The sequence below is a fragment of the Xenorhabdus sp. KK7.4 genome, from assembly GCF_963876465.1.
Taxonomy (GTDB): Bacteria; Pseudomonadota; Gammaproteobacteria; order Enterobacterales; family Enterobacteriaceae; genus Xenorhabdus; species Xenorhabdus stockiae.
Genome location: NZ_CAWNQF010000146.1, coordinates 1 through 2,038, shown reverse-complemented (window position 1 = coordinate 2,038; position 2,038 = coordinate 1). Strand labels below are relative to the sequence as shown.

Annotated in this window: 1 protein-coding gene; it reads left to right on the top strand. The window is 57.5% G+C overall.

All coding sequences use genetic code 11. From position 1 onward, the window contains the following. Position 1: 1 nt before the first annotated feature. Positions 2 to 2,038, top strand: a 2,037-nt coding sequence (locus tag AACS90_RS22570) for a condensation domain-containing protein (protein WP_371635753.1), incomplete at its 3' end; no start/stop codon positions are given.

Below are 2,038 nucleotides of genomic sequence, written 5' to 3'. Positions count from 1 at the left end.
AATTGAAGCAGGCCTGATGCAGTGCCCGGGTGTACAGGAGGCTGTCGTGATAGCCCGTGAAGACGCTGAAGGGGATACCCGTCTGGTGGCCTATCTCTGTGCTGAAGCGGGTACGGAGCTGGTGCCGGTTGATCTGCGCCGACAACTGGCACAACATCTGGCGGAGTATATGATCCCCAGCGCCTTTGTCATGCTGGATACCTTCCCGCTGACCCCTAATGGCAAGCTCGACCGCAAGGCCCTGCCCGCGCCGGATTTATACGCCGTGATCACCCGGGATTATGAAGCACCGATCGGTGACGTGGAAATTGCACTGGCACAAATCTGGCAGGAGTTACTGGGGCTGGAACGGGTCGGCCGTCACGACCATTTCTTTGAACTGGGCGGGCATTCCTTGATTGCTGTCAGCCTGATAGAACAGTTACGCAGCCGGGAATATTTACTGGAGGTGCGTAGTATTTTTGCCACCCCGTTGCTTTCAGAGATGGCGCAGGCGATACAGGCCCGGCAAGATTCGCCGGATATGCTTGTCCCACCCAATCGTATCCCTGACGATTGCACACATATTACCCCCGATATGCTGCCGTTGGTGACGCTGTCACACACTGAGATTGATTCGATTGCCGCAACTGTGACAGGTGGCGTGGCTAATGTACAGGATATCTATCCGCTGGCGCCGTTACAGGCCGGTATCCTGTTCCATCATCAGTTACAGGAGCACGAAGATGCTTATCTGTTAAACAGCCTGCTCGCCTTTGATACCCGAGCACGTCGGGAAACTTTCCTGGGGGCCCTGCAACAGGTCATCGACCGCCATGATATTCTGCGCACGGCGTTTTGCTGGCAGGGGCTGAGCCAGCCGGTACAGGTGGTCTGGCGGCAGGCGAAACTGCCTGTGACGCCCTTTGTGCCCACGTCGGCAGACAATATCCCGACACAACTACGGGCCAGTATCGCCCCCCGGATGGCTATCAGTCAGGCCCCGTTGTTCGCTGCCAGTACGGCTTATGACGCCGACAGCGGGGAATGGCTGCTGGCCCTCAGTTATCACCATCTGGTCAGCGACCATATGACGCTGGCGCTGATAGTGGCGGAAATTCAACAGCTATTACAGGGACAGGCGGACACGCTGTCTCCCCCCTTGCCGTACCGCAATTTTATTGCCCAGACCCTGCGCGTACCGGCCTCAGTCCATGAAGCATATTTCCGGGAACGGCTGGCCGGGATTGATGAACCGACTGCGCCGTTTGGCCTGCTCAATGTTCAGGGGGATGGCACCGATGTGCAGGAAGCCCGTATACCGCTGGATAGCGATTTGGCACAAACGGTCCGTATGCAAGCCCGCCAGCGGGGTATCAGTCCCAGTGTGCTGTTCCATGTGGCCTGTGCGCAGGTACTGGCCCACACCAGTGGGCGTGATGACGTGGTGTTCGGCACCGTATTACTGGGGAGGATGCAAGGCACGACCAACGTGAGTCAGGTGATGGGGATGTTTATCAATACCCTGCCGATCCGGATAGCCCTGAAAACTCTCAGTGTATCGGCGGTAATACAGCGCACCGCGCAGGATTTGGCTGCCTTACTGGCGCATGAACAGGCCCCACTGGCGCTGGCGCAACGGTGCAGCAGCGTGATCCCGCCCTTACCCCTGTTCAGTGTGCTGTTCAACTACCGCCACAGCCCGTTAGACGCAGCGGAAAATGCTGGCTGGAAGGGGATACGTGAGTTGGCGGCGGAGGAGCGGACGAACTACCCCATCACCCTCTCCGTGGATGATCACGGAAACGACTTCACGCTGACCGTCCAAACTGCGGACGGCATGGATCCTGTTCGGCTAGTCCATTATCTGCACACTGCCCTTGACCAGTTAATTCATGCCCTGATAACCAACGCTCAGCAACCGGTGCTCAGCTTATCCATTCTGCCGGCAGCAGAACGTCAGCAGATCCTGGTGGATTTCAATGCCACACAAGCTGATTTTCCGCAGCATGCCCTTATTCACGAACTGGTTGAGCAACAGGTTGTGCTGACGCCAGAG